At 72.5% G+C, this 19,677-nt stretch carries 18 protein-coding genes; 13 read left to right on the top strand and 5 right to left on the bottom strand.

The window, feature by feature from the left end; all coding sequences use genetic code 11:
* Positions 1–194 precede the first annotated feature (194 nt).
* The 3 genes from IEZ03_RS23425 to IEZ03_RS23415 all read left to right on the top strand — a co-directional run bounded on the left by IEZ03_RS23425 (position 195) and on the right by IEZ03_RS23415 (position 2,089).
* On the top strand, positions 195–1,052 hold the full coding sequence (locus tag IEZ03_RS23425) for a metallophosphoesterase family protein (protein WP_184885480.1): 858 nt from the start codon (positions 195–197) through the stop codon (positions 1,050–1,052).
* Complete coding sequence (locus tag IEZ03_RS23420) at positions 1,049–1,720, top strand: 4'-phosphopantetheinyl transferase family protein (RefSeq protein WP_229808507.1); 672 nt, start codon at positions 1,049–1,051, stop codon at positions 1,718–1,720. The genes IEZ03_RS23425 and IEZ03_RS23420 overlap by 4 nt, the downstream gene beginning before the upstream one ends.
* Positions 1,721–1,849: 129 nt before the next feature.
* A complete protein-coding gene (locus IEZ03_RS23415; RefSeq protein WP_184885484.1) occupies positions 1,850–2,089 on the top strand; it encodes a DUF5988 family protein in 240 nt (79 codons plus the stop codon).
* 97 nt (positions 2,090–2,186) lie between these two features.
* Here IEZ03_RS23415 and IEZ03_RS23410 read toward each other — a convergent pair whose 3' ends face one another.
* Both IEZ03_RS23410 and IEZ03_RS23405 read right to left on the bottom strand, forming a co-directional pair.
* Positions 2,187–5,006: a helix-turn-helix transcriptional regulator gene (locus tag IEZ03_RS23410; RefSeq protein ID WP_184885485.1), complete on the bottom strand. Its 2,820-nt coding sequence runs from the start codon at positions 5,004–5,006 to the stop codon at positions 2,187–2,189.
* 514 nt (positions 5,007–5,520) lie between these two features.
* On the bottom strand, positions 5,521–6,291 hold the full coding sequence (locus IEZ03_RS23405) for an AfsR/SARP family transcriptional regulator (protein ID WP_184885487.1): 771 nt from the start codon (positions 6,289–6,291) through the stop codon (positions 5,521–5,523).
* Between the two features lie 643 nt (positions 6,292–6,934).
* Here IEZ03_RS23405 and IEZ03_RS23400 point away from each other — a divergent pair.
* A complete protein-coding gene (locus IEZ03_RS23400; RefSeq protein WP_184885494.1) occupies positions 6,935–7,411 on the top strand; it encodes a CBS domain-containing protein in 477 nt (158 codons plus the stop codon).
* A gap of 68 nt (positions 7,412–7,479) precedes the next feature.
* Complete coding sequence (locus IEZ03_RS38890; protein WP_184885496.1) at positions 7,480–7,620, top strand: DUF6510 family protein; 141 nt, start codon at positions 7,480–7,482, stop codon at positions 7,618–7,620.
* 9 nt (positions 7,621–7,629) lie between these two features.
* Here IEZ03_RS38890 and IEZ03_RS23390 read toward each other — a convergent pair whose 3' ends face one another.
* Both IEZ03_RS23390 and IEZ03_RS23385 read right to left on the bottom strand, forming a co-directional pair.
* The gene (locus IEZ03_RS23390) at positions 7,630–8,172 is read right to left on the bottom strand and encodes a dihydrofolate reductase family protein (protein ID WP_184885498.1); all 543 of its coding nucleotides are present in this window, start codon (positions 8,170–8,172) and stop codon (positions 7,630–7,632) included.
* A gap of 60 nt (positions 8,173–8,232) precedes the next feature.
* On the bottom strand, positions 8,233–8,925 hold the full coding sequence (locus IEZ03_RS23385) for a helix-turn-helix domain-containing protein (RefSeq protein WP_184885500.1): 693 nt from the start codon (positions 8,923–8,925) through the stop codon (positions 8,233–8,235).
* Between the two features lie 242 nt (positions 8,926–9,167).
* Here IEZ03_RS23385 and IEZ03_RS23380 point away from each other — a divergent pair, with 242 nt between their 5' ends.
* The 8 genes from IEZ03_RS23380 (at position 9,168) to IEZ03_RS23345 (ending at position 18,959) form a co-directional block, all read left to right on the top strand.
* Positions 9,168–10,133, top strand: coding sequence for a 3-carboxyethylcatechol 2,3-dioxygenase (locus IEZ03_RS23380; RefSeq protein ID WP_184885502.1), 966 nt, complete (start codon positions 9,168–9,170; stop codon positions 10,131–10,133).
* A complete protein-coding gene (locus IEZ03_RS23375; protein WP_184885504.1) occupies positions 10,130–10,969 on the top strand; it encodes an alpha/beta fold hydrolase in 840 nt (279 codons plus the stop codon). The genes IEZ03_RS23380 and IEZ03_RS23375 overlap by 4 nt, the downstream gene beginning before the upstream one ends.
* Before the next feature lie 67 nt (positions 10,970–11,036).
* Positions 11,037–11,879, top strand: a complete 843-nt coding sequence (locus IEZ03_RS23370; protein ID WP_184885506.1) for an alpha/beta fold hydrolase — start codon at positions 11,037–11,039, stop codon at positions 11,877–11,879.
* Between the two features lie 86 nt (positions 11,880–11,965).
* Complete coding sequence (locus IEZ03_RS23365) at positions 11,966–13,630, top strand: bifunctional 3-(3-hydroxy-phenyl)propionate/3-hydroxycinnamic acid hydroxylase (RefSeq protein WP_184885508.1); 1,665 nt, start codon at positions 11,966–11,968, stop codon at positions 13,628–13,630.
* Positions 13,630–15,396, top strand: coding sequence for an FAD-dependent oxidoreductase (locus tag IEZ03_RS23360; protein ID WP_184885510.1), 1,767 nt, complete (start codon positions 13,630–13,632; stop codon positions 15,394–15,396). The genes IEZ03_RS23365 and IEZ03_RS23360 overlap by 1 nt, the downstream gene beginning before the upstream one ends.
* Complete coding sequence (locus IEZ03_RS23355; RefSeq protein WP_184885512.1) at positions 15,393–16,232, top strand: coniferyl-alcohol dehydrogenase; 840 nt, start codon at positions 15,393–15,395, stop codon at positions 16,230–16,232. The genes IEZ03_RS23360 and IEZ03_RS23355 overlap by 4 nt, the downstream gene beginning before the upstream one ends.
* 58 nt (positions 16,233–16,290) lie before the next feature.
* Positions 16,291–17,937, top strand: a complete 1,647-nt coding sequence (locus tag IEZ03_RS23350) for an FAD-dependent oxidoreductase (protein WP_184885515.1) — start codon at positions 16,291–16,293, stop codon at positions 17,935–17,937.
* Between the two features lie 38 nt (positions 17,938–17,975).
* Positions 17,976–18,959 (top strand): cyclase family protein, encoded by a 984-nt coding sequence (locus IEZ03_RS23345; RefSeq protein WP_221480766.1) that lies wholly within the window; start codon positions 17,976–17,978, stop codon positions 18,957–18,959.
* A gap of 21 nt (positions 18,960–18,980) precedes the next feature.
* On the opposite strand, the gene IEZ03_RS23340 is transcribed toward IEZ03_RS23345, so the two are convergent.
* Positions 18,981–19,677 (bottom strand): IclR family transcriptional regulator (locus IEZ03_RS23340; RefSeq protein WP_189241228.1); only part of this gene is annotated, 697 nt, incomplete at its 5' end.

The following is a 19,677-nucleotide window of genomic DNA, read 5'->3' as shown; positions in this document are numbered from 1 at the left end:
CGTGCCCTGCCGTATCGCAATGCGCGGGCACCCCAGAAATCGATCGCGTCGCGAACGCGTCGCGCGACTCCGGCGGATAGACGGTCACCCCTATCGGAAATTGCCATCCCCTAAGCGCGGATGTTGCAACCCCAGATTGCCGGACGCCCAAAACAGGGGTTCCGTTTGCAACGCGGGCCGTATACCGTCGCCGAATGCCCAGATCTCTGAGCTCACCTCCGAAACTCCTGGCCATCAGCGATCTGCACGTCATGTTCCCGGAGAACCGAACGCTGGTCGATTCCCTACGTCCCGGAAACGACGGCGACTGGTTGCTGGTGGCCGGTGACGTCGGGGAGATGATGGGCGACATCGAATGGGCGCTGAGCACGCTGAGCCGACGTTTCGCGAAGGTCGTGTGGGTGCCCGGCAACCACGAACTGTGGACGCCGCGAGAGGACCCGGTGGCGCTGCGCGGAGAGGCCCGCTACGCCCATCTGGTCGACCTGTGCCGCGACCTCGGAGTGATCACGCCGGAGGACCCCTACCCGGTCTGGAAGGGCGCGGGAGGACCGGTCGCGGTGGTGCCGCTGTTCGTCCTGTACGACTACTCCTTCCGGCCGCCCGGCACCACCAAGGAGGCCGCGCTGGCACAGGCCCACGACGCGGGGGTGGTGTGCACCGACGAGATCCTGCTGCACCCCGACCCGCACCCCGGCCCGGACAGCTGGTGCCGCGCCAGGGTGGAGTCGACCGAGCGGCGCCTGGCGGAGCTCGACCCGGCACTGCCGACCGTGCTGGTGAACCACTATCCGCTGGTGCGCTCGCCCACGGACGTGCTGTGGTACCCGGAGTTCGCGCTCTGGTGCGGCACCGAGCGCACGGCCGACTGGCATCGCCGGTTCAACGCCGCGGCCGTGGTCTACGGGCACCTTCACATACCCCGCACGATCTGGTGCGACGGGGTGCCCTTCCAGGAGGTCTCCGTCGGCTACCCGCGCGAATGGCGGCGCCGTCCCCGGCCCGCGCCCGGCCTGAGCGAGGTACAGATCGCTCTGCGGAGCCGGGTGTGATCGAGAGCCTGCTGCCCGCGTCCGTGCGCTCCGCGGAGGTCTTCGGCGATGTCCGCCCCGACCACGTGTTCCCCGAGGAGGAGGCGCTGGTGGCCAAGGCCGTGCCCAAGCGGCGCCGGGAGTTCGCGACCGTGCGCGCGTGCGCACGCGAGGCACTCGGGCGGCTGGGAGTGCCGGCCGCCCCGATCCTGCCCGGGGTCCGCGGCGCGCCGGGCTGGCCGGCCGGGGTGGTGGGCAGCATGACCCACTGCGACGGCTACCGGGCCGCGGCCGTCGCCAGCGACCGCGAGTGCGCGGCGATCGGCGTGGACGCCGAGCCGCACGGCCCGCTGCCCGAAGGAGTGCTGGAGGCGGTGTGCATCCCGCCGGAGCGGTCCCGGATCGACCGGCTGGCGGCCGGGCACCCGGCGGTGCGCTGGGACCGCCTGCTGTTCAGCGCGAAGGAGTCGGTGTACAAGGCGTGGTTCCCGATGACCCGCCGCCCGCTCGGTTTCGAGGACGCCGACATCGATTTCGACCCGCTCCGCGGACGCTTCACCGCGCGGCTGCTCGTCCCCGGGCACACCCTTTCCGACGGCCGCCGGGTCGAGGGCTTCACGGGACGCTGGCTCGCCGGCCCCGACATCGTCATCACCGCGATCGCGCTCGGCGCGCCCGGTGCCGCCTAGGGGCCGCAGGGCGCGGCCACCCCGAGTTCCGGAGCATCCCGCGCACCTGCGAATAGGGGGGGTCACGGGGTATCGCCGCCGCAGCGCGCCGCAAATCATCAAGGAAACGACACGTGAGGAGGACGTTCGGTGAAAGGCCTCGACGACAACGCCGCCCGGAGCAACCCCATCGATGTCGTGCTCGTCGGCGGGCCCGACGACCTCCCGGTGACGGCGCGGCGGATGCGCGCCCCGGCCGCCGACGAGACGATCAAGATTCCGCACCGGGGCGGCTACGAGCACTTCGAGCGCGAGCGTCGCCTCGGCAGGCCGGACGACCGCGAGACACCGGTCTTCCGCTGGACCATGCGCACGAAAATCGCCGAATAGAAAGGAGGCCGCCGGACGACCGGGGGATGATGCGGATGCATCGGCCAATCCGTACGAGCATGTTCGACTTCCACCGGGAAATCTAAGGACCGAGCATCTAACTGCACTTCTCGAGGATTTTCAGCCAGTCCGGATCCGTCAGTTCGGCGCCGTTGTCCTGAAGAGCGTCCTGCAGGTCGAAGCGCGTCACGTTGAGCTTCCGGTAGATCCTCGTCAGATGCTGCTCCACCGTGCTGATGGTGACGAACAGCTTCTCGGAGATCTCCCTGTTGGTGTGGCCCGCGGCGGCGAGGGTCGCCACCCGGCGCTCGGCGTCGCTGAGCCCGGGGGCGGTGTCGGCGTACGCCGCGGCGCCCTCCGGTCCGGCCGGCGCCGCATCGAATCCGCTGCCCTGGTCCAGCGCCTTGGCGCCGCACTGCCGGGTAAGGGCCAGCGCCTTGCGCGCGTGCTTGCGCGCGCGCTTGGCTTCGCCCAGCAGGAGGCAGGCGCGGCCCAGGTCGGCCAAGGCATAGGCCAGTTCGAGCTTGTCCCCGCAGCCCTGAAGCAACCTGACCGCTTCTTCCAGCAAGCCGATGCGCGCGGCCAGGTCGCGGGTGGCGGCCTGGGCGCGCAGGGCCATCCCCTGCGTCCGCAGGTGCTGGGGGTCGATCATGGCGAGTTGCTCGTCACCGAGCGCCCTGGCCTCGGAATGGTCTCCGAGCTGCAGGTACGCCTCGACCGCCCCGCTGCGCCACGCTTCCACGACCGGCAGGTCGATGCCCCAGTCCCCCATCAGCCGGCCGCAGGCCAGGAAGTCGCTCAGCGCGGCATGGGGATGGTTCGTGGACAGGTGGTAGCGGCCGCGCGCGCAGAGGTAGTGCAGCCCCATCCGGGTCTGGAACAGCGCCTCGGGCACCGGGACGTCGAGATAGGCCGCCGCCTCGTCCAGCTCGCCCTTGCCCGTCAGCGCGAGGACCGCCGCCGCCAGCGGCAGCCCCACCACGACGCCCCAGCTCGGCGGTGATATCAGGCTGAGCGCGGCCTTCGCCTGCTCCTCCGCCGCCTGCAGCTCGCCCTGCCGGACGTGGATCATCGCCCGTTCGGCGGCGAACAGCGCATGCCAGGTCGGGCTGCGCCGCCCCGCGGCCTCGGCGAGCAGCACGTCGCACCAGCCGGCCGCCTCGGCGAGCCGGTCGTTGTAGGTGAAGGCGGCGAGCGCGGCGGTCAGCGGGGCGAGCATGCGCTCGCTGAGCCGGGACCGCTGCAGCAGTCCCTCGGCCGCCGCCAGCACCGCGGGCTGCTTCCCGTGCACCAGCTCGGCCGCGATCACATCGGCCCCCTGCAGCTCGGGATTCACCAGGACCGGCATGGGTCCCTGCCGCCGGAGGGTCACGGGCCGGGGACGCTTGAACAGGGCCGGATACAGGTACGCGCCCCAGAGGCCGGGACCGTCCAGATCCACGGTGCTCGCCTGCTCGCCCCCCGCCGCGGCCCCGCGGCCCGACGCCAGCAGGTCCAGGATGGCCAGGGCCTCGCGCACGCGCCCGTGCCACAGCAGGTAGCCGGCCGGTATGAAATGGTCGGTGCCCTCGCCCGGGCCGGCGTCTCCGACGGCGCAGAACTCGTGCAGCCGCCGCAGGACGGCGGCGGGATCGAGCCGCCACTCGGCGTCGACGAGCATGGACACCACCACGGCGCGCTGCCGCTCGTCGCAGACCTGGTGGGCCGCCCGCAGGTAGTGGATGCACGTGGTCACATCGTCGCCGGCGAGCGCGTGCTCCGCGGCCTCCTGGAGGATCGGGACGACCCACGGCGCTTCGAGCCGGCCCGCCGCAACGATGTGCGCCGCCACCTCCACGGCCGGGAACCCCTCGTTGTGCAGCAGGTCGGCGATCTTCGCGTGGGTGGCCCGGCGCGTGCTGGACGGCGTGCCGTCGAGCACGGCGGCGCGGAACGCCTCGTGCCGGAACCGGCCGTCCACCAGCACCTTCGCCGTCGTCAGCAGGTGGACGACCTGGCGGCAGGCGTCGACGCCGATGTCCAGGACGCCGGCGAGCAGCAGGGGCGACACCGGCTTGTTCAGCACGGCGATGGCACGTGCCAACTCGACGACCGGGCTCTCGTGCCGGTAGAGGAAGTCGAGCACGGCACGGCCGAACGCCTCACCTCCCGTCGCGCCCGACCACCGGAACGAGCCGTCGCGGTGATCGTCCAGGAAGGCCTGCGCCAGCATCGGGTAGCCCGCGCTCGCCTCGTGCATCTCGGTGACCAGGTCGTACGGCGGGCGCTCGGGCAGATGCGCGGCCGCCAGCTCGGCGAGGCCCGCCCGGGACAGCGGCTCCAGCCGTATCCGCCGGAACAGCGGTTCCCGGAGGAACTCGCTGCGCATCAGGGCGCTCGCCCCGTTCGAATGGGAGCACTCGCCGAAGAGGACGTGCAGGCGCGCGCCCCGCAGCCGGCGGACCAGGTACAGCAGGCATTGCAGGGACGGCACGTCGGCGTGGTGCGCGTCGTCGACGCTGAGCACGACGGGCCTCTCGTCCAGCAGGTCGCGGAGAATCTCCAGCATCCCGCGCAGGACGCGGGCGGGGACCTGGACGACGGCCTCGCCGTCCCGCCCGGCCGGCGGTTCGGGCGACCGTGTGCTCAGGGCGTCGGCGTCCAGCCACCGCATCGCCCGCTCCGCGCTCTCGCGCGGCAGGCCGGGACTGCGGAACAGCTGTTCCAGCACCCCCAGCGGCAGGTCGCGTTCGCTCCGGGAGGCGACCGCGCCGAGCGTGAGGCCCCCGGACTCGGCGGCCCACTCCCCGGCGGTGCGCAGGAGAGCCGTCTTACCGGTGGCTATTCCTCCGCTAATCACCACCACCGAACCCCCCGAGAAGCTCGCGAACAGGCTTTTCAGGGTGCCGAGTTCGTTATCCCTGCCGACCAGAACCATAAGTGACTCCTAAGCGGACCGCCTCGTTTCTCCGACCCCACCGAAACCCTGGCGCCGTCATCACCACCGATTCGGAGCGCCACTCACCGGCATGCTTCACAAATGCCACCATCCTTACACCCGGGCCATTGTTTTACAACATCAACCAAACGTCACAGTCGGCCACCGTGCGTAATAAGACGATCAAGTGGCACGGATTATCGCGACCCACGGTCCCGGACATTAGTTAAAATGTGACATTAAACTCTTTGCCGCATGCCGCCCACTCCGTGCCCGCACCCACTGAATCGAGCGAGATCCGACAAAGCGGCGACCTCGACGAAAGAGCACGATTTCGCCATGAACCAAAGGGACATATTTATCCAGACCCCAGGCAATCCAACCGTAACCCTGCAGTCCTTGACACAGATGACCTTCAGCATCACCCAGAAAACGAAAGAGACAAATTTAATTCATTCGAGATGACTCGTCACATTACCGTGCGGCGCCCCCTGCGCCACCCGCCCGGCAGGGGCTAGGAGGCGACGCGCAGGTCGAGCCGTTCGTCAGCGGAAAGGATCGCCCGCTGCATGTCCCGCAGCGCCTGGCACGGCTCAAGGCCGAGCTCCTCCCTGAGCGTGCTGCGGGCGGACTGGTAGACCCGCAGCGCGTCGGCCTTCCGGTCGGAGCGGTACAACGCCAGCATGAGCTGGCGGTAATAGACCTCCCGCAGCGGATTCTCGGCGATGAGCGAGTACAGCCACCCGACGAGCTCCCGGTGCCGGCCCAGCCGGAGATAGGCGTCGCCCAGCATCTCCAGGCACTCCAGGCGCAGCTCGGTCATCCACCGGACGAAGCCCCCGACGATGGGCCCGGTGCGCACGTCGCCGAGCGTCTGCCCGCGCCACAGCCCCAGCGCCTGCTCCAGGGCGTCCGCGGCCTCCTCGTACCGGCGTTCCCTGATACAGGCCCGCCCCCGGTCCGCCAGCCGCCTGAAGATGTGGAAATCGATGTCGTCGGTGCCCTTCCGGAGCAGATAGCCGGGCGGCCGGGTCAGCACCGGGTTCTCTTCCTGACCGGGCCGGGCGAGAAACTTGCGGACCTGGGATATGTAGACGTGAAGTCCGGCCATGGCGCGCCGCGGGGGCGCATCGTCCCAAACCTCGGTGATCAGCTGGTCGAGCGCCACCACCTGATCCGCCCGGATCACCATGGCGGTCAGCACGGTCTCGACCTTCCGTGCGCTAATGGAGGTGGAACCGCCCTCGTCGATCACGCGGAGCGGCCCCAGGACTTCGTACCTCAAGATCCCTCCCCTCATGCGGACTGACGCGGAAGCCGAGCGGCCCCGATGCCCCGGCGGGCGATCCTCCGACGCCTGCATGGCCACCAAAGCCACCCGTCGATGATGAGGTGATCTGTCGTCGCGCCGGTACCCGTACCACGCCCCTACCGAGCGATCATGCGAAAGCGGCGCCCTGGCTCCCCAGTGCCAACAAATACCCCTATCAAGACATTCAGGGCATCATGCGGGTTCATCACGGAAGGCGGATCCACTACAATGATGTCCCCGCCCTCGGTCATACCGCGGCCCACATCCCGGGCGACAGAGTCGATCTTGACAGTGGCACCAGCCCGCCCAGGGGATATGTCGAGCGCATCCAACCGCAATAGCGCCGTTCTGATCACTACCGCCCTTTCCCGATGGCCCGGCGAGCCGCCGCCCTCCGCAGCCCACACGCCGGACGCGCCCGGCGGGCCACTGGATCCCCTCCGCCGCGCCGACGACGCCGGACCATCTCGACGACTCGGGTTCGCGGGGCGGGCTACCGCCATGGACGAGATGGCGGTTTGCCCCCTCCGGCTCTACAGTGGCGGGTGGAGTGCCGGGAAGCCTGGTCGGCGTCTGAGGTCGGCCGACCTCGGGCGAAGCGAGGGCAGGAGTTCCGGTGCGGGTGCGCGAGCTTGTTGACGAGGTCCCGGTCGTCGGACCGGACGATCCGGTCCTGGACGCGGTCCGGACGATGTGGCGGCAGAAGGTCCCCGGTCTCGTAGTCGTAGACGGTAGGGGGCACTTGATGTCCGTCCTATCGGTGACCGAGGTGCTGTGTTCGGTCATTCCGTCGTACGTGGGCGAGGACGCGCTGCTGGCACGCGTGATCGACGAGGGCCACGCCGACGACTTCCTGGCCGAGTGCGCCGGACGAAAAGTGCGGGACTGCCTGCCACGCGGACACCGCGGCCCCGCAGCGGTAAGCCCGGACGCCACCGTCCTGGAGGCGGCGGCTTCGATGACCAGCACCGGATGCCCCCTCGCGGCCGTCGTCGCCGACGACGGCCGCGTCCTGGGCGCAGTGAGCTGGTACGCCCTGCTCGACCGCCTCCTGACAACCGATCAGCCGCGGACATCACCGGCAGACACCTGAAGGCCCCGAAGCACGACCTACTACGCGGGTGCCCTGAAGAGGACCCACAGCCGCAACCAAGCACGCGTTTGCGACTCTACAAACGCGCCCCGGGACTCGTCGCCCGCTGCCCCGCCTGCGAAGAGGTCGTGCTGCGCATGGTCCGGAGGCCGGAGGCAGCCTGGCTCGACATGCGCGGCATCACCGCCCGGCGCATCCCTCTCGGCTGACGCCCCGGACTACTTGGCCGGGGTGTAGGCCAGGACCAGCGAGCCGTTGCCGAGGTCGGTGACCCCGGTCAGGTTCATGAAGGTCGCGCCGATGCCCGACAGGAGGGAGTCGCCGGAGCCCGCGACGAACGGGGAGATGCCCAGGTGGATCTCGTCCATCAGACCCGCCTCTACGAGCGCGCGGCTGAAGGGGCCGTTGCCGTACTTCAGCAGCGTCCCGTCGCCGGCCTCCTTGAGGCGCGCGACGGCCTCGACGGCGTCACCGGGGAGCACTTCGGCGTTCCACGCGGTCTCGGTCAGCGTGGTGGACGCGACGTACTTCGGCAGCGCGTTGACCTTGTCGGCGAGGGGGCCGGTCATGTCGGGCCAGGTGGTGGAGAAGGTCTCGTAGGTCGCCCGTCCGAGCACGAGGCCGGCCGCGTTCTCCAGCAGGCGGAGCTGGTAGGCCATGTGTTCGTCGTTCGGCGGGACCTGCATCTGCGCGGCCCACCAGTCGTCCCCGGAGAACCTCCCGTCGATCGAGAGGTGGTCGTATTCGATCAGTTTTCGCATCCCCGGAGGCAACCACGGCCGAGATCGGCCCGTCTTGTACCGAGCCGAACGCCGCGGGCGTCAGAACGCGAGGAACGGGATGTCGCCGGACCTCAGCTCGCCCGGGGTGTGGCCGGTCGCCCACCGCATCGCGCGGGAGAGCTGCGGCTGGTCGTAGTAGCCCCCGGCGGCGGCGACGTCCGCGGGCGAGCCGCCGGCCGCGAGGAGCCGCGCGGCGCGCTTCGCCCGCTCGATGGCGACGAGCTTGCGGCGCGAGATGCCGACGGCCCGGCGGAAGCGGAGCTGCGCCGTCCGCTCCGACATGCCGCGCGGGCGGCCGCCGTGCCGGATCTCCTCCACGAACGGGTCGAACACCAGCAGGCCGGCCCGCGCGAGCCGGTCGAGGAAGACGTCGACGTTGTGCTCGGACGGCATCTCCCACTCCCGGCCGTCCAGCAGGACGCGGCCGCCGGGCAGGGCCGGCGGGCGGGCGTCGGCCCGGTCCGCCAGGCCGGACGGCGGGAACTGGGGCAGGTGGGCGCCGGGGCGCAGCTCGACCCCGAAGAACTCCCAGCCCTCCGGGCAGGTCATGCGGGTGGCGCTGGTCTCCGGGCCGCGGACGTACATTGCGGTCCGGCCCTCGTATCGGGCGAACGAGAGCATCGGCGAGCTCTTGACCGCCGAGGTGAAGCCGGTGGTGGCGTGGCAGCTCGCCGCCCACACCCGCTGCGCCAGCGGGAGCTCGCCCGGGACGACGTTGTAGGTCGGGCCCATATCGGCGCGAGTCTAGACCGCACCGGCCGGGACGGGGGCGCGGGCCCGAGGACGGCTTCGCCGGGACGGTTGACCTGCGCGTCCCGGTCGATCTAGTGTCAATTAGCGAATAGTGATGTGCATATATCGAACAACTCTCCGGGTCGACGGGCGGAGAACACTCCCGTGGAACGTGTGCCGGACGGGCTCGTCCGCCCTTCTCGTGCGGCGGACGCCGGGTCGCCGGAAAGGAATCCAGCCAGATGCCACTCGCCCTGTGCGCGACGTCCCACTCGCCGCTGCTGGGTCGCAACGACCCTCCGGCCGAGGTCCGGCGGGAGGTGGAGGCCGCACTCGCGCGGGCGGGCGGGTTCGCCCGCGACTTCGATCCCGAACTGGTCGTGGTCTTCGGCCCGGACCACTACAACGGGTTCCTCTACGAGGTGATGCCGCCGTTCTGCGTCGGCGCGGCCGCGACGTCGGTCGGCGACTACGGGCTGCCCGCGGGGCCGCTCCCCGTCGACCGCGACGCGGCGCACCGGCTGGCCCGGGAGGCACTGGCCTCCGGCGTCGACGTGGCCGTCTCGGAGGACATGCGGGTCGACCACGGTTTCGTCCAGACGCTGCTGTTCCTGTTCGGATCGGTGGAGGAGCTGCCGCCGGTGGTCCCGGTCTTCGTGAACTGCGTGGCCGAGCCGCTCGGTCCCGCCGTCCGGGCGCGGCTGCTGGGCGAGGCGGCCGGGCGGGCGTTCGGCGGTCCGGAGCGGAGGGTCCTCGTCGTCGGATCGGGCGGGCTCTCCCACGATCCGCCCGTGCCGCGCCTGGCGGAGGCGCCGCCGGAGGTGGCCGAGCGGCTCACGCGGCGGCGGGAGGTCGGTCCCGGGGAGCGGGCGGAGCGGGAGGCGCGCACGGCGGCGGCCGCGGCCGCCTTCGCCGCCGGGTCCACCGACTACCGCGAGCTGAACCCGGAGTTCGACGCGCTGGTCCTCGACGCGCTGGCGTCCGGCGACCTTGCGGCGATCGACTCCAGGCCCAACGAGTGGTTCGTGCGGGAGGGGGGCCACTCCGCGCACGAGGTCCGCACGTGGATCGCCGCGTACGCCGCCCTGTCGACGCAGGGCGCCTACGAGGTCGTGGAGTCGTACTACCGGCCCGTCAAGGAATGGTTCGCCGGGTTCGCGGTCACGACCGCCGTGTCACGCGGCCACAAGGATGGAGCGCGGCGATGAGCATGTGGCAGGAGATCGCGGACGTCCCCCACACCGTGCGGTTCCTGGACGTGGGCCCGTGGCGCACCCGCGTGCTGGAGGCGGGGACCGGCCCTTGCCTCGTCCTCATGCACGGGACCGGAGGCCACCTCGAAGCGTGGCTGCGCAACCTGCGCGGGCTGGCCGCCCACTTCCGCGTGATCGCCTACGACTACCCCGGGCACGGCTACACCACGCCCGCCGACCGGGATCTGGAGATCGACGACTACGTGCGGCACCTGCTGGGCCTGCTCGACGCCCTCGGAATCGGGAGCGCCGACCTGTGCGGCGAGTCCCTGGGCGGCTGGGTCGCGATCAAGGCGGCCGCCGCCCACCCGGAGCGGGTGCGGCGCCTCGTGCTGAACACGCCGGGCGGGACGATGGCGTCGCCGGAGGTCATGGAGCGGATCCGGTCGCTGAGCCAGGCCGCCGCCGACGACCCCTCCCCCGAGCGGATCCGCGCGCGGCTCGAATGGCTGATGGCCGACAAGGCGAGCGTGACCGACGAGCTGGTGGCGTCCCGGCGGGCGATCTACTCCCGGCCGGGGTTCAGCGCGTCCATGCGGCACATCCTGTGCCTCCAGGAACCCGAGGTCCGCCGCCGCAACATGGTCACCGGCGACGACCTCGCCGCCGTCCGCGCGCCGACGCTCGTCATCTGGACGAGCGACGACCCGTCCGGGCCGGCGGCCGCGGGCATGGACATGGCCGAGCGCATCCCCGGCGGGCGGTTCCTCTTCATCGACCGGGCCGGGCACTGGCCGCAGTGGGAGCAGCGGGCGGCCTACGACGCGGCGATGCTCGACTTCCTGCGGTAGGCCGGCCTCCCGCGGTGGCGCGCCGCCCGGACGGCGGGGGCCCGCGGACGAACCCGAGGAGATCATCGTGACCGAGATCGCGCGGCGCGAGGTCGTCGTGGACGGCCTGCGCACCGCCTTCATCGAGGCGGGCGACGGCGAGCCGCTCGTCCTGCTGCACGGCGGCGAGTTCGGCGCCGGCGCGGAGCTGGCGTGGGAGCGGGTGATCGGCCCGCTGGCGCGCGGGCGGCGCGTCATCGCCCCCGACCTGCTGGGGTACGGCGGGACGGCCAAGGTCCTGGACTTCGAGGACGGCCGCGCCATGCGCCTGCGCCACCTCGCCGCGCTGTGCCGGACCCTCGGCCTGGCGGAGGCCGACTTCATCGGCAACTCGATGGGCGCGGTGATGCTGCTGCACGACGCGACCGCCGACCGGCCGCTGCTGCCGGTCCGCCGGGCGGTGCTGATCTGCGGCGGCGGGACCATCCAGAAGAACGAGCACGTCGACGCGCTCTACGACTACGACGGGTCCTTCGAGGCGATGCGCGCGCTGGTGCGCGCGCTGTTCCACGGCGAGGAGTACCCGAAGGACGACGCCTACGTCGCGCGGCGGCACCGCTCCAGCCTCCTGCCGGGAGCCTGGGAGGCGGTCGCGGCGGCCCGCTTCCGAAGGCCCGGCGCGCCGGGCGGGATCGGCGGCGAGCCGGCGGCGCGGTCGCGGCCCCGCCCCGAGCGGATCAGGGTGCCGGTGCTGTTCGTCGAGGGCGAGAAGGACAAGCTGCTGCCCCGCGGCTGGGCCGCCGAACTGGCCGCCGCGGTCGCCGGCGGACGGGCCGCCACGGTGCCCGGCGCCGGGCACTGCCCCCAGATCGAGCAGCCGGAACGCACGGTCGCGCTGCTCGCCGACTTCCTCGGCCTCGACCGGAACTGACGCCGCCGGGACTGTTGACGAGCCGCCGACACCCTCATTACCGTGTCATTATCGATTCATAGTGTTCTATATATACACGAGGTCCGATGAGCGACGAACGTCCCGGCCCCGCCGACCGCGGAACCGATGCGGAGACCGAGGTGCTGGTGGTCGGCGCCGGCCCGGTGGGGCTCACGCTCGCCAACATCCTGGGGATGCACGGGAGGTCCGTGACGGTCGTCGAGTCGCGGGAGACGCTCATCGACTACCCGCGCGGAGTCGGCCTCGACGACGAGTCGCTCCGCACCTTCCAGGGGATCGGCCTGGTCGACGAGGTCCGGCGGCACACGATCCCGAACCAGATCATGCGCTTCGTCGACGGGCGCGGTGAGCTGCTCGCCGAGATGGCGCCGCGCAGCGAGGAGCTCGGCTGGCCGAAGCGCAACGGGTTCGTCCAGCCGCTGGTCGACGCGGAGCTGCTCGCCGGGCTCGACCGGCACCCCACGGTCCGCGTGCGGTGGGCGACGACCCTGGAGCGGCTCGACGACGACGGCTCCGACGTGACGGTCTCCGTGCGCGGCGCGGACGGGTCCGCCGAGCGGCTCCGCGCGGACTACGTCGTCGGGTGCGACGGCGGCCGCAGCTCCGCCCGCCGCATGATCGGGACGACGTTCGACGGGACGACCTCGTCCACGCGCTGGCTGGTCATCGACCTCGCCGACGACCCCCTCGGCTCCCCCAACAGCTACGTCGGCGCCGATCCCGTGCGGCCCTACGCCTCCATCTCGATCGCGCACGGCATCCGGCGCTTCGAGTTCATGATCAACGACGACGAGAGCGACGCGGAGGCGGGCTCGGCCGCGTTCGCCCGGCGGCTGCTGGCCGCCCGCGTCCCCCGCCCGGACGACGTCAAGATCATCCGGCACCGGGTCTACACGCACCACTCGCGGATCGCCGGCACGTTCCGCAAGGGCCGGGTCCTCCTGGCCGGGGACGCGGCGCACCTGATGCCGGTGTGGCAGGGGCAGGGCTACAACAGCGGCATCCGCGACGCGGCGAACCTCGGCTGGAAGCTCGCCGCGGTCCTGGACGGCCGGGCCGGGGACGGGCTCCTCGACACCTACGACGCCGAGCGGCGCGGGCACGCCCGCGCGATGATCGACCTGTCGACCACCGTCGGCAAGGTGATCTCCGTCCGGAACCCGCTGCTCGCCCGGCTCCGCGACGGCGTCGCGCGCCGCGCCTCGCTGCTCCCCTGGCTCAAGCAGTACATCGTCGAGATGCGGTTCAAGCCGATGCCGCGGTACGAGCGCGGGGCCCTCGTCCCGCCCGACCGCCCCGACTCGCCGGTCGGGCGGCTGTTCGTCCAGCCCCGCGTCCGCACCGCGGACCGGCCCGCCGGGCCGGTGCTGCTCGACGAGGTGGCCGGGAACTGGTTCGCGGTGCTGAGCTGGAACAATGACCCGGCGGCCATCCTCAGCGCGGAGTCGCGGGAGCTGTGGGGGTCGCTCGGGGCCCGCTTCATCCGGGTCGTCCCCGCGGCCCAGCTCGGCCACGCCACGGCGGCGGACGGCGTCGTCATCGTCGGCGACGACGGCGCGCTCAAGGCGTGGTTCGACCGGCACCGGGAGTCGGTGGTGTTCCTCCGGCCCGACCGGTTCGTCGCGGGCGCCGCCATCGCGCAGGACGCCGACGCGGTGACGAGGAAGCTGGCGCACGCCATGCGGCTCGTCTCCCCGGACACCGCACGAAGCAGGGAGGGGGCCGCCTGATGGGTTCGTCGAGCACTGCCGGCGCGGAACCGGAGCATCACGAGCACGAGGTCGACGTCCTGGTCGTCGGCTCCGGCGCGGGCGGGCTCACCGCCGCGCTGCGGGCGCACGACCGGGGCCTCAGCGTGCTGGTGGTCGAGAAGGCCGGCCGGTTCGGCGGCTCCAGCGCCCTGTCCGGCGGCGGCCTGTGGATCCCGGGTGCTCCCGCGCAGGTCCGCGGCGGGCACCGCGCGGACCGCGACGGCACCCTGCACTACCTGGAGCAGCTCACCGAGGGCCTGGTCGGCCGCGAGCGGCTGGTGTCCTACGTGGACAACGGGCCCGCGATGATGGCGTACCTGGAGGCGGCCAGCGAGCACCTCCGCTTCGTCTGGAAGCCGGGCTACCCCGACTACTACCCCGAACTCCCCGGCGGGTCGGCGCAGGGCAGCGTGATCAACGTGCCGCAGATCGACCTGCGGCTGCTCGGCGACGACCAGGAGAGGCTGCTCCCGCCCCCGGCCGTCGCGCCGAAGGGCTTCTGGATCGCCCCGAACGAGCTGGTGGACTTCTACCGCCTGCGCCAGTCCTGGAAGGGCAAGCGGGTGTTCCTCCGGCTGCTGTGGCGGATGGTCCGCGCCCGGCTGCTCGGCGAGCGGTACGCCACGATGGGCCAGTCCCTGGTCGCGCGGCTGCTGCTGGCGCTGCGGGAACGCGACGTCCCGCTGTGGGCGTCCTCCCCGATGACCGCGCTGCTGGTCGAGGAGGACGGCCGCGTCGTCGGCGCCCGCGTGGAGCGCGACGGCGCCCCGGTGCGGGTGGCCGCCCGGCACGGCGTGGTCATCGCGTCCGGCGGGTTCGAGCACAACGCGGAGCTGCGCCGCGAGCACCAGCCGATGGCCGACCCGTCGGTCAGCCTCGGCGCGGCGTCCAACACCGGCGACGGGATCCTCGCCGCGCGGGAGGCGGGCGCGGGGCTCGACCTGCTCGACAGCGCCTGGTGGTACCCGGCGGTGGCCTGGCGGCCGGGGAACGTGCAGTTCAGCCTCAACGAGCGCATGATGGCGTCGCAGCTGATCGTCAACGGCGCGGGCGAGCGGTACATCAACGAGGCGGCGCCCTACCAGGACTTCGGGCAGCGGATGATCCGGGGCGAGGAGGACGGGGTTCCGCACATCCCGTCCTGGCTGATCATGGACGAGCGCTGCTGGCGGTCCTACGTCGTCTTCGGGCACCTGCCGCTGTCGCGGATCCCGTTCGCGCCGGTGCCGACCGGGCGGCGCATCCCGGACTCCTGGCTGGAGTCGGGGTCGGTCGCGGTGGCGGACGACGTCGCCGGGCTCGCCGCCGCGATCGGCGTCCCGGCCGAGAACCTGCACCGCACGGTGGAACGCTACAACGCCCTCGCCGAAGCGGGACGCGACGACGACTTCCACCGCGGCAAGAGCGTCTACGAGCGCTACTACGCCGACGTCACCCTGCCCGCGCCGAACCTCGCGCCGCTGGGCGAGGGACGGCTCCTGGCGTTCCGGCTGATCCTCTCCGACCTCGGCACCAACGGAGGCATCGTGACCGACGAGCGGGCGCGGGCCCTGCGCGGCGACGGGTCGGTGATCCCGGGCCTGTACGCGACGGGCAACGCGACGGCGGCGGTGATGGGCCGCAGCTACGCCGGGGCCGGGGCGACGCTCGGCCCCGCGATGACCTTCGGCTACGTCGCGGCCGACGACATCGCCGAGCGGGCGGGCCGCCCCGCCCTCGAAGACGCGCCGGGGTCCGCGTCATGACGGCGGAACCGTTCCGGCTGCGGGACCGCACCGTCGTCGTGACCGGCGCCGCGTCGGGCATCGGCCGGTCCCTGGCCGAGCTGCTCGTCGCCCAGGGCGCCCGCGTCATCGGCCTGGACCGGCGGGAGGCGGACGTCCCCGGGATCGACGCACGGCTCGTCGACCTCGCCGACCCCGCGTCGGTCCGCGCCGCGGCGGACGGGATCACCGGGGAGCTGCACGCGCTGTTCAACGTCGCGGGCGTCTCCGGCACCCTGCCCCCCGAGACCGTGGTCGGGATCAACTACGCCGGCACCCGGGAGCTGACCGAGGCGCTGCTGCCCCGGATCCCCGCGGGCGGCGCCGTCGTCACCACGGCGTCGATCGCCGGATCGCGCTACCTGGAGCGGCGGCCGCTGGTGGAGGAGCTGCTCGCCCTCGACGACCGCTCCGCCGTCACGGCCTGGTGCCGCGAGCACCGGGCCGAGGTCGGCACCGGGTACACCGTGTCGAAGGACGCCGTCATCTGGTGGACGCTGCACCGCGCCCCGGAACTGGCGCGGCGCGGCGTCCGCATCAACTGCGTCGCCCCCGGCATCACCGACACCCCGATCCTGGAGGCGTCCCGGGCCTCGCGCGGCGCCGCCTTCCTCGACGCGGTCCCGATGCCGCTGGGACGTCCGGCGGAACCGCGCGAGCAGGCCGGGGTGATGGCCTTCCTCGCCACCCCCGCCGCCTCCTACCTCGCCGGGCAGGTGCTCTGGGTCGACGGCGGCTACTCCGCCGGGGTCGCGACCGGGGAGCTGGAGCACGCGACCGGCAGCGTCGGCTCCCCGCCGGACGAGACGGCCCGGTGACACCGCCGGTGCGGCCCGGCCCCGGGCCCGGCCGCGGCTTTCGAGGGAAGGACGAGCCATGAGCGACGAGGTCTTCGACCTGGTGGTGCTCGGCACGGGCGCCGCGGGACTCGCGGCCGCCGTGACTGCGCACGGCCTGGGCGCGGCGACCGCGCTGGTCGAGAAGGAGCCGACCGTCGGCGGCACGACCGCCGTCTCCGGCGGGGTGTCGTGGATCCCGGCCCACCGCCGCGGACCCGACCCCGGCGCCTTCCCGGTCGAGGACGCCCTCGCCTACCTCGGGGCCTTCCCGGACAGCCGCCTGCCGTGGGACCTGGTGGAGACGTTCGTCCGCTCGGGCGAGGCCGTCCTCGACCTCCTCGAAGGCGCGAGCGACGTGACCTTCTCGATCAGCGAGGGCTATCCGGACTACAAGCCGGGCAAGCCCGGGGGCCGGCCCGACGGAGGCCGCTCGTTCAACCCCTCCCCCTTCGACTTCGACCGGCTCGGCGAATGGGCCGGCCGCGTCACGCGCTTCCCCGCCGACTGGAGCGACGTCGGGTTCGACGCCGAGACCCTCGCCCGGCTCGCCGGCACCGCGGACGCGGGCGCCCGGCCGGGCGACCTGCGCTTCATGGGGCAGGCGCTCGTGGCCGGGCTGCTGGCGCCCCTGCTCCGGGACGGCGTCCCCGTCCTGACCGGCACCCGCGCCGAGCGGCTCATCGTCGAGGACGGCCGCGTCACCGGCGTCGCCGCGCGCACGGCGGCGGGCACCCGCGAGTTCCGGGCCCGGCGGGGCGTGGTGCTGGCCACCGGCGGCTTCGAGTGGGACGCGGGCCTGGTCCGGGCGTTCCTGCGCGGCCCTATGGAGGCCCCGGTGAGCCCTCCGGGCAAGACCGGCGACGGGCTGCGGATGGCGATGCGGGCCGGCGCCGATCTCGCGAACATGCCGGAGGCGTGGTGGTCCACGACCGTCCGGCTGCCCGGCGACGAGATCGGCGGGCACCCGCGCAGCCGCTCCATCCGCTCCGAGCGGACCCGCCCCCGGTCGATCATGGTGAACCGGGCGGGACGGCGCTTCGTCAACGAAGCCCAGGACTACAACGCCATCGGCAGCGCCTTCCACCAGATGGACCCCGAGAACCTGCGGTACCCCAACGGCGAGGCGTGGCTGATCTTCGACGAGCGCCACCTGCGGACCTACGGCTTCCTGGGCGTCAAGCCGGACGAGCCCGCCCCGCCGTGGTTCAACGGCTCGGCCGGCCCGGAGGAACTCGCCCGCCGCACCGGCATCGACCCCGCCGGACTCGCGGAGACGCTGCGCCGGTGGAACCGCAACGTCGGCGAGCACGGCGCCGACCCGGACTTCAACCGGGGCGCCGACGCCTACGACCAGTTCTGGGGCGACGCCGACCTGCCGCCCGGCCCGGGACGGACCCTCGGTGCCATCGACGAGCCCCCGTACTACGCCGTCCCGATCTTCGTCGGCACCATCGGCACCAAGGGCGGCCCGCGCACGGACGTCAACGGGCGGGTCTTCGACCTCGACGGCGGCCTCATCCCCGGCCTCTACGCCGCCGGGAACGTGAGCGCGAGCCCCCTGGGCGGCGCCTATCCGGGAGCCGGCGCCACCATCGGGCCCGCGCTCGTCTTCGGGGCCCGCGCCGCCCACCACGCGGTCGCCGGGACGCCCCTCAAGCCGTCTTTCCCCACGTCACAGCCCTAGCAGGCACCCCCACCACCCGGGAGGCAGATATGCCAACGATGTCCGACTTTCACAGTGCCGCCGACCGAGTGCGCAACTGGGGCCGCTGGGGCGACGAGGACGAGATCGGCACGCTGAACTTCATCGACGAGGAGAAGATGCGCGAGGCCGGCGCCCTGGTGAAGAAGGGCGCGGTCTTCTCGCTCGGCCTGGACTTCGGGTCGGGCGGGCCGCAGGGCGACTTCCTGTTCCGGAACAACCCGATCCACGTCATGACGGTCGACGGCGGCGACGCCGAGCACTTCGTCCAGCACAGCAAGGACTGGACGGCCAACCCGACCGCGCACCAGATCAGCCAGTTCTTCGCCGACAACCCGTTCCGGTTCAACGACGACATGATCATCATGCCGCTGCAGGCCGCGACGCAGTGGGACGCCCTCTCGCACACCTACTACGACGGGAAGCTCTACAACGGCTTCCCCGCCTCGGCGGTGACCAGCCAGGGCGCCACCCGGTGCGGGATCGACAAGGTGATCGACAAGGGCATCGCGACCCGCGGCGTGCTGCTGGACGTCGTGGCGCACCGGGGCGACGAGGTGTGCCTCGACCCCGCGGTCGTGATCACGCCCGAGGAGCTGGACGAGGTCGCCGACCGGCAGGGCGTCGCGGTCGGGCGGGGCGACATCGTCGTGGTCCGGACGGGCTGGTGCGAGAACTGGCGGCGGACCGGCGAGCGCGGCGCGATGGCGACCACCGGCCTGAGCTGGACCTGTGCGGAGTGGCTGCACGAGCGCGAGGTCGCCGCCGTGGCCGCCGACAACCTCACCGTCGAGGTCCAGCAGTCGGAGATCGACGGGGTCTTCCTCCCCTTCCACCTGCTCTGCGAGCGCGACATGGGGATGATGCTCGGCGAGTACTGGGACGTGACCGCGCTCGCCGCCGACTGCGCGCAGGACGGCGTGTACGAGTTCCAGCTCATCGCGCCGCCGCTGTCGGTGGTCGGTGCCGTGGGCTCGCCCGTCAACCCGATCGCGATCAAGTAGCCGCCGCCCGGGGGGCGGGCGTCAGGCCCGTCCCGCCGGGGACGCGGCGGCCGCGGCGATCTCGGCCACGGCCCGCACGATGTGCTCGCGCGCCGCGAGGACCTGGGCCTCGCGGTGACTCATGATGGACAGCGCGGCGGGCGGGTGCACGTCCGCGATCGGCGCGGCGATGGCGAAGGCGCCCGCCTCGACCTCCCCCGCGCTCGTCGCGTAGCCGGCCGCGCGGGCGCGGGCGACCGCGTCCGGCTCCCCGGCGGCGGGCGGCATCGAGGCGAGGAGGGCGTACCCGGCCGCGCCGCGGTCGAGGGGCGTGCGCATCCCGGCGCGGAACGCTATGTGGTGTGTCACGGTGAGCGGCTCGACCAGCTCGATGGAGACCGCCTCCCGCCCCTCGGCGACGAACAGCGACACCATGCAGCCGACCTCGTCGGCGAGCCGGCGCATCACGGGGGCGGCGGTGGTGCGGAGGGTCGGCAGGTAGGCGGTCGACAGCCCGGCCAGCCGCGACCCCGGCCAGTAGGCGCCGTCGGCTCCGTGCGTCACGAAGCCGAAGTCGACCAGGGTCTGCAGGATGCGGTACGCGATCGAGCGGTGGACCCCCAGTTCGGCGGCGAGCCGCTGGACGGTCATCCCGTCGGGCGACTCCACCACGGCGATCAGCGCGCGCAGCCCGCGAGCGAGCGTCTGGCTGCCTACGTGGGAGCGGCGCGAGCCGTTG

The organism is Actinomadura livida (assembly GCF_014648675.1).
GTDB classification, from domain to species: Bacteria; Actinomycetota; Actinomycetes; order Streptosporangiales; family Streptosporangiaceae; genus Spirillospora; species Spirillospora livida.
The sequence above is the reverse complement of the archived record's forward strand: the minus strand, read 5'-3'. Positions and strand labels throughout refer to the sequence as shown.

Bases quoted from the DNA above. Each gene is read 5' to 3' on its own strand.
- IEZ03_RS23425 (WP_184885480.1), top strand. From the start codon at position 195: ATGCCCAGATCTCTGAGCTCACCTCCGAAACTCCTGGCCATCAGCGAT.
- IEZ03_RS23410 (WP_184885485.1), bottom strand. From the start codon at position 5,006: ATGGTTCTGGTCGGCAGGGATAACGAACTCGGCACCCTGAAAAGCCTG.
- IEZ03_RS23390 (WP_184885498.1), bottom strand. From the start codon at position 8,172: ATGCGAAAACTGATCGAATACGACCACCTCTCGATCGACGGGAGGTTC.
- IEZ03_RS23385 (WP_184885500.1), bottom strand. From the start codon at position 8,925: ATGGGCCCGACCTACAACGTCGTCCCGGGCGAGCTCCCGCTGGCGCAG.
- IEZ03_RS23380 (WP_184885502.1), top strand. From the start codon at position 9,168: ATGCCACTCGCCCTGTGCGCGACGTCCCACTCGCCGCTGCTGGGTCGC.
- IEZ03_RS23375 (WP_184885504.1), top strand. From the start codon at position 10,130: ATGAGCATGTGGCAGGAGATCGCGGACGTCCCCCACACCGTGCGGTTC.
- IEZ03_RS23365 (WP_184885508.1), top strand. From the start codon at position 11,966: ATGAGCGACGAACGTCCCGGCCCCGCCGACCGCGGAACCGATGCGGAG.
- IEZ03_RS23360 (WP_184885510.1), top strand. From the start codon at position 13,630: ATGGGTTCGTCGAGCACTGCCGGCGCGGAACCGGAGCATCACGAGCAC.
- IEZ03_RS23355 (WP_184885512.1), top strand. From the start codon at position 15,393: ATGACGGCGGAACCGTTCCGGCTGCGGGACCGCACCGTCGTCGTGACC.
- IEZ03_RS23350 (WP_184885515.1), top strand. From the start codon at position 16,291: ATGAGCGACGAGGTCTTCGACCTGGTGGTGCTCGGCACGGGCGCCGCG.
- IEZ03_RS23345 (WP_221480766.1), top strand. From the start codon at position 17,976: ATGTCCGACTTTCACAGTGCCGCCGACCGAGTGCGCAACTGGGGCCGC.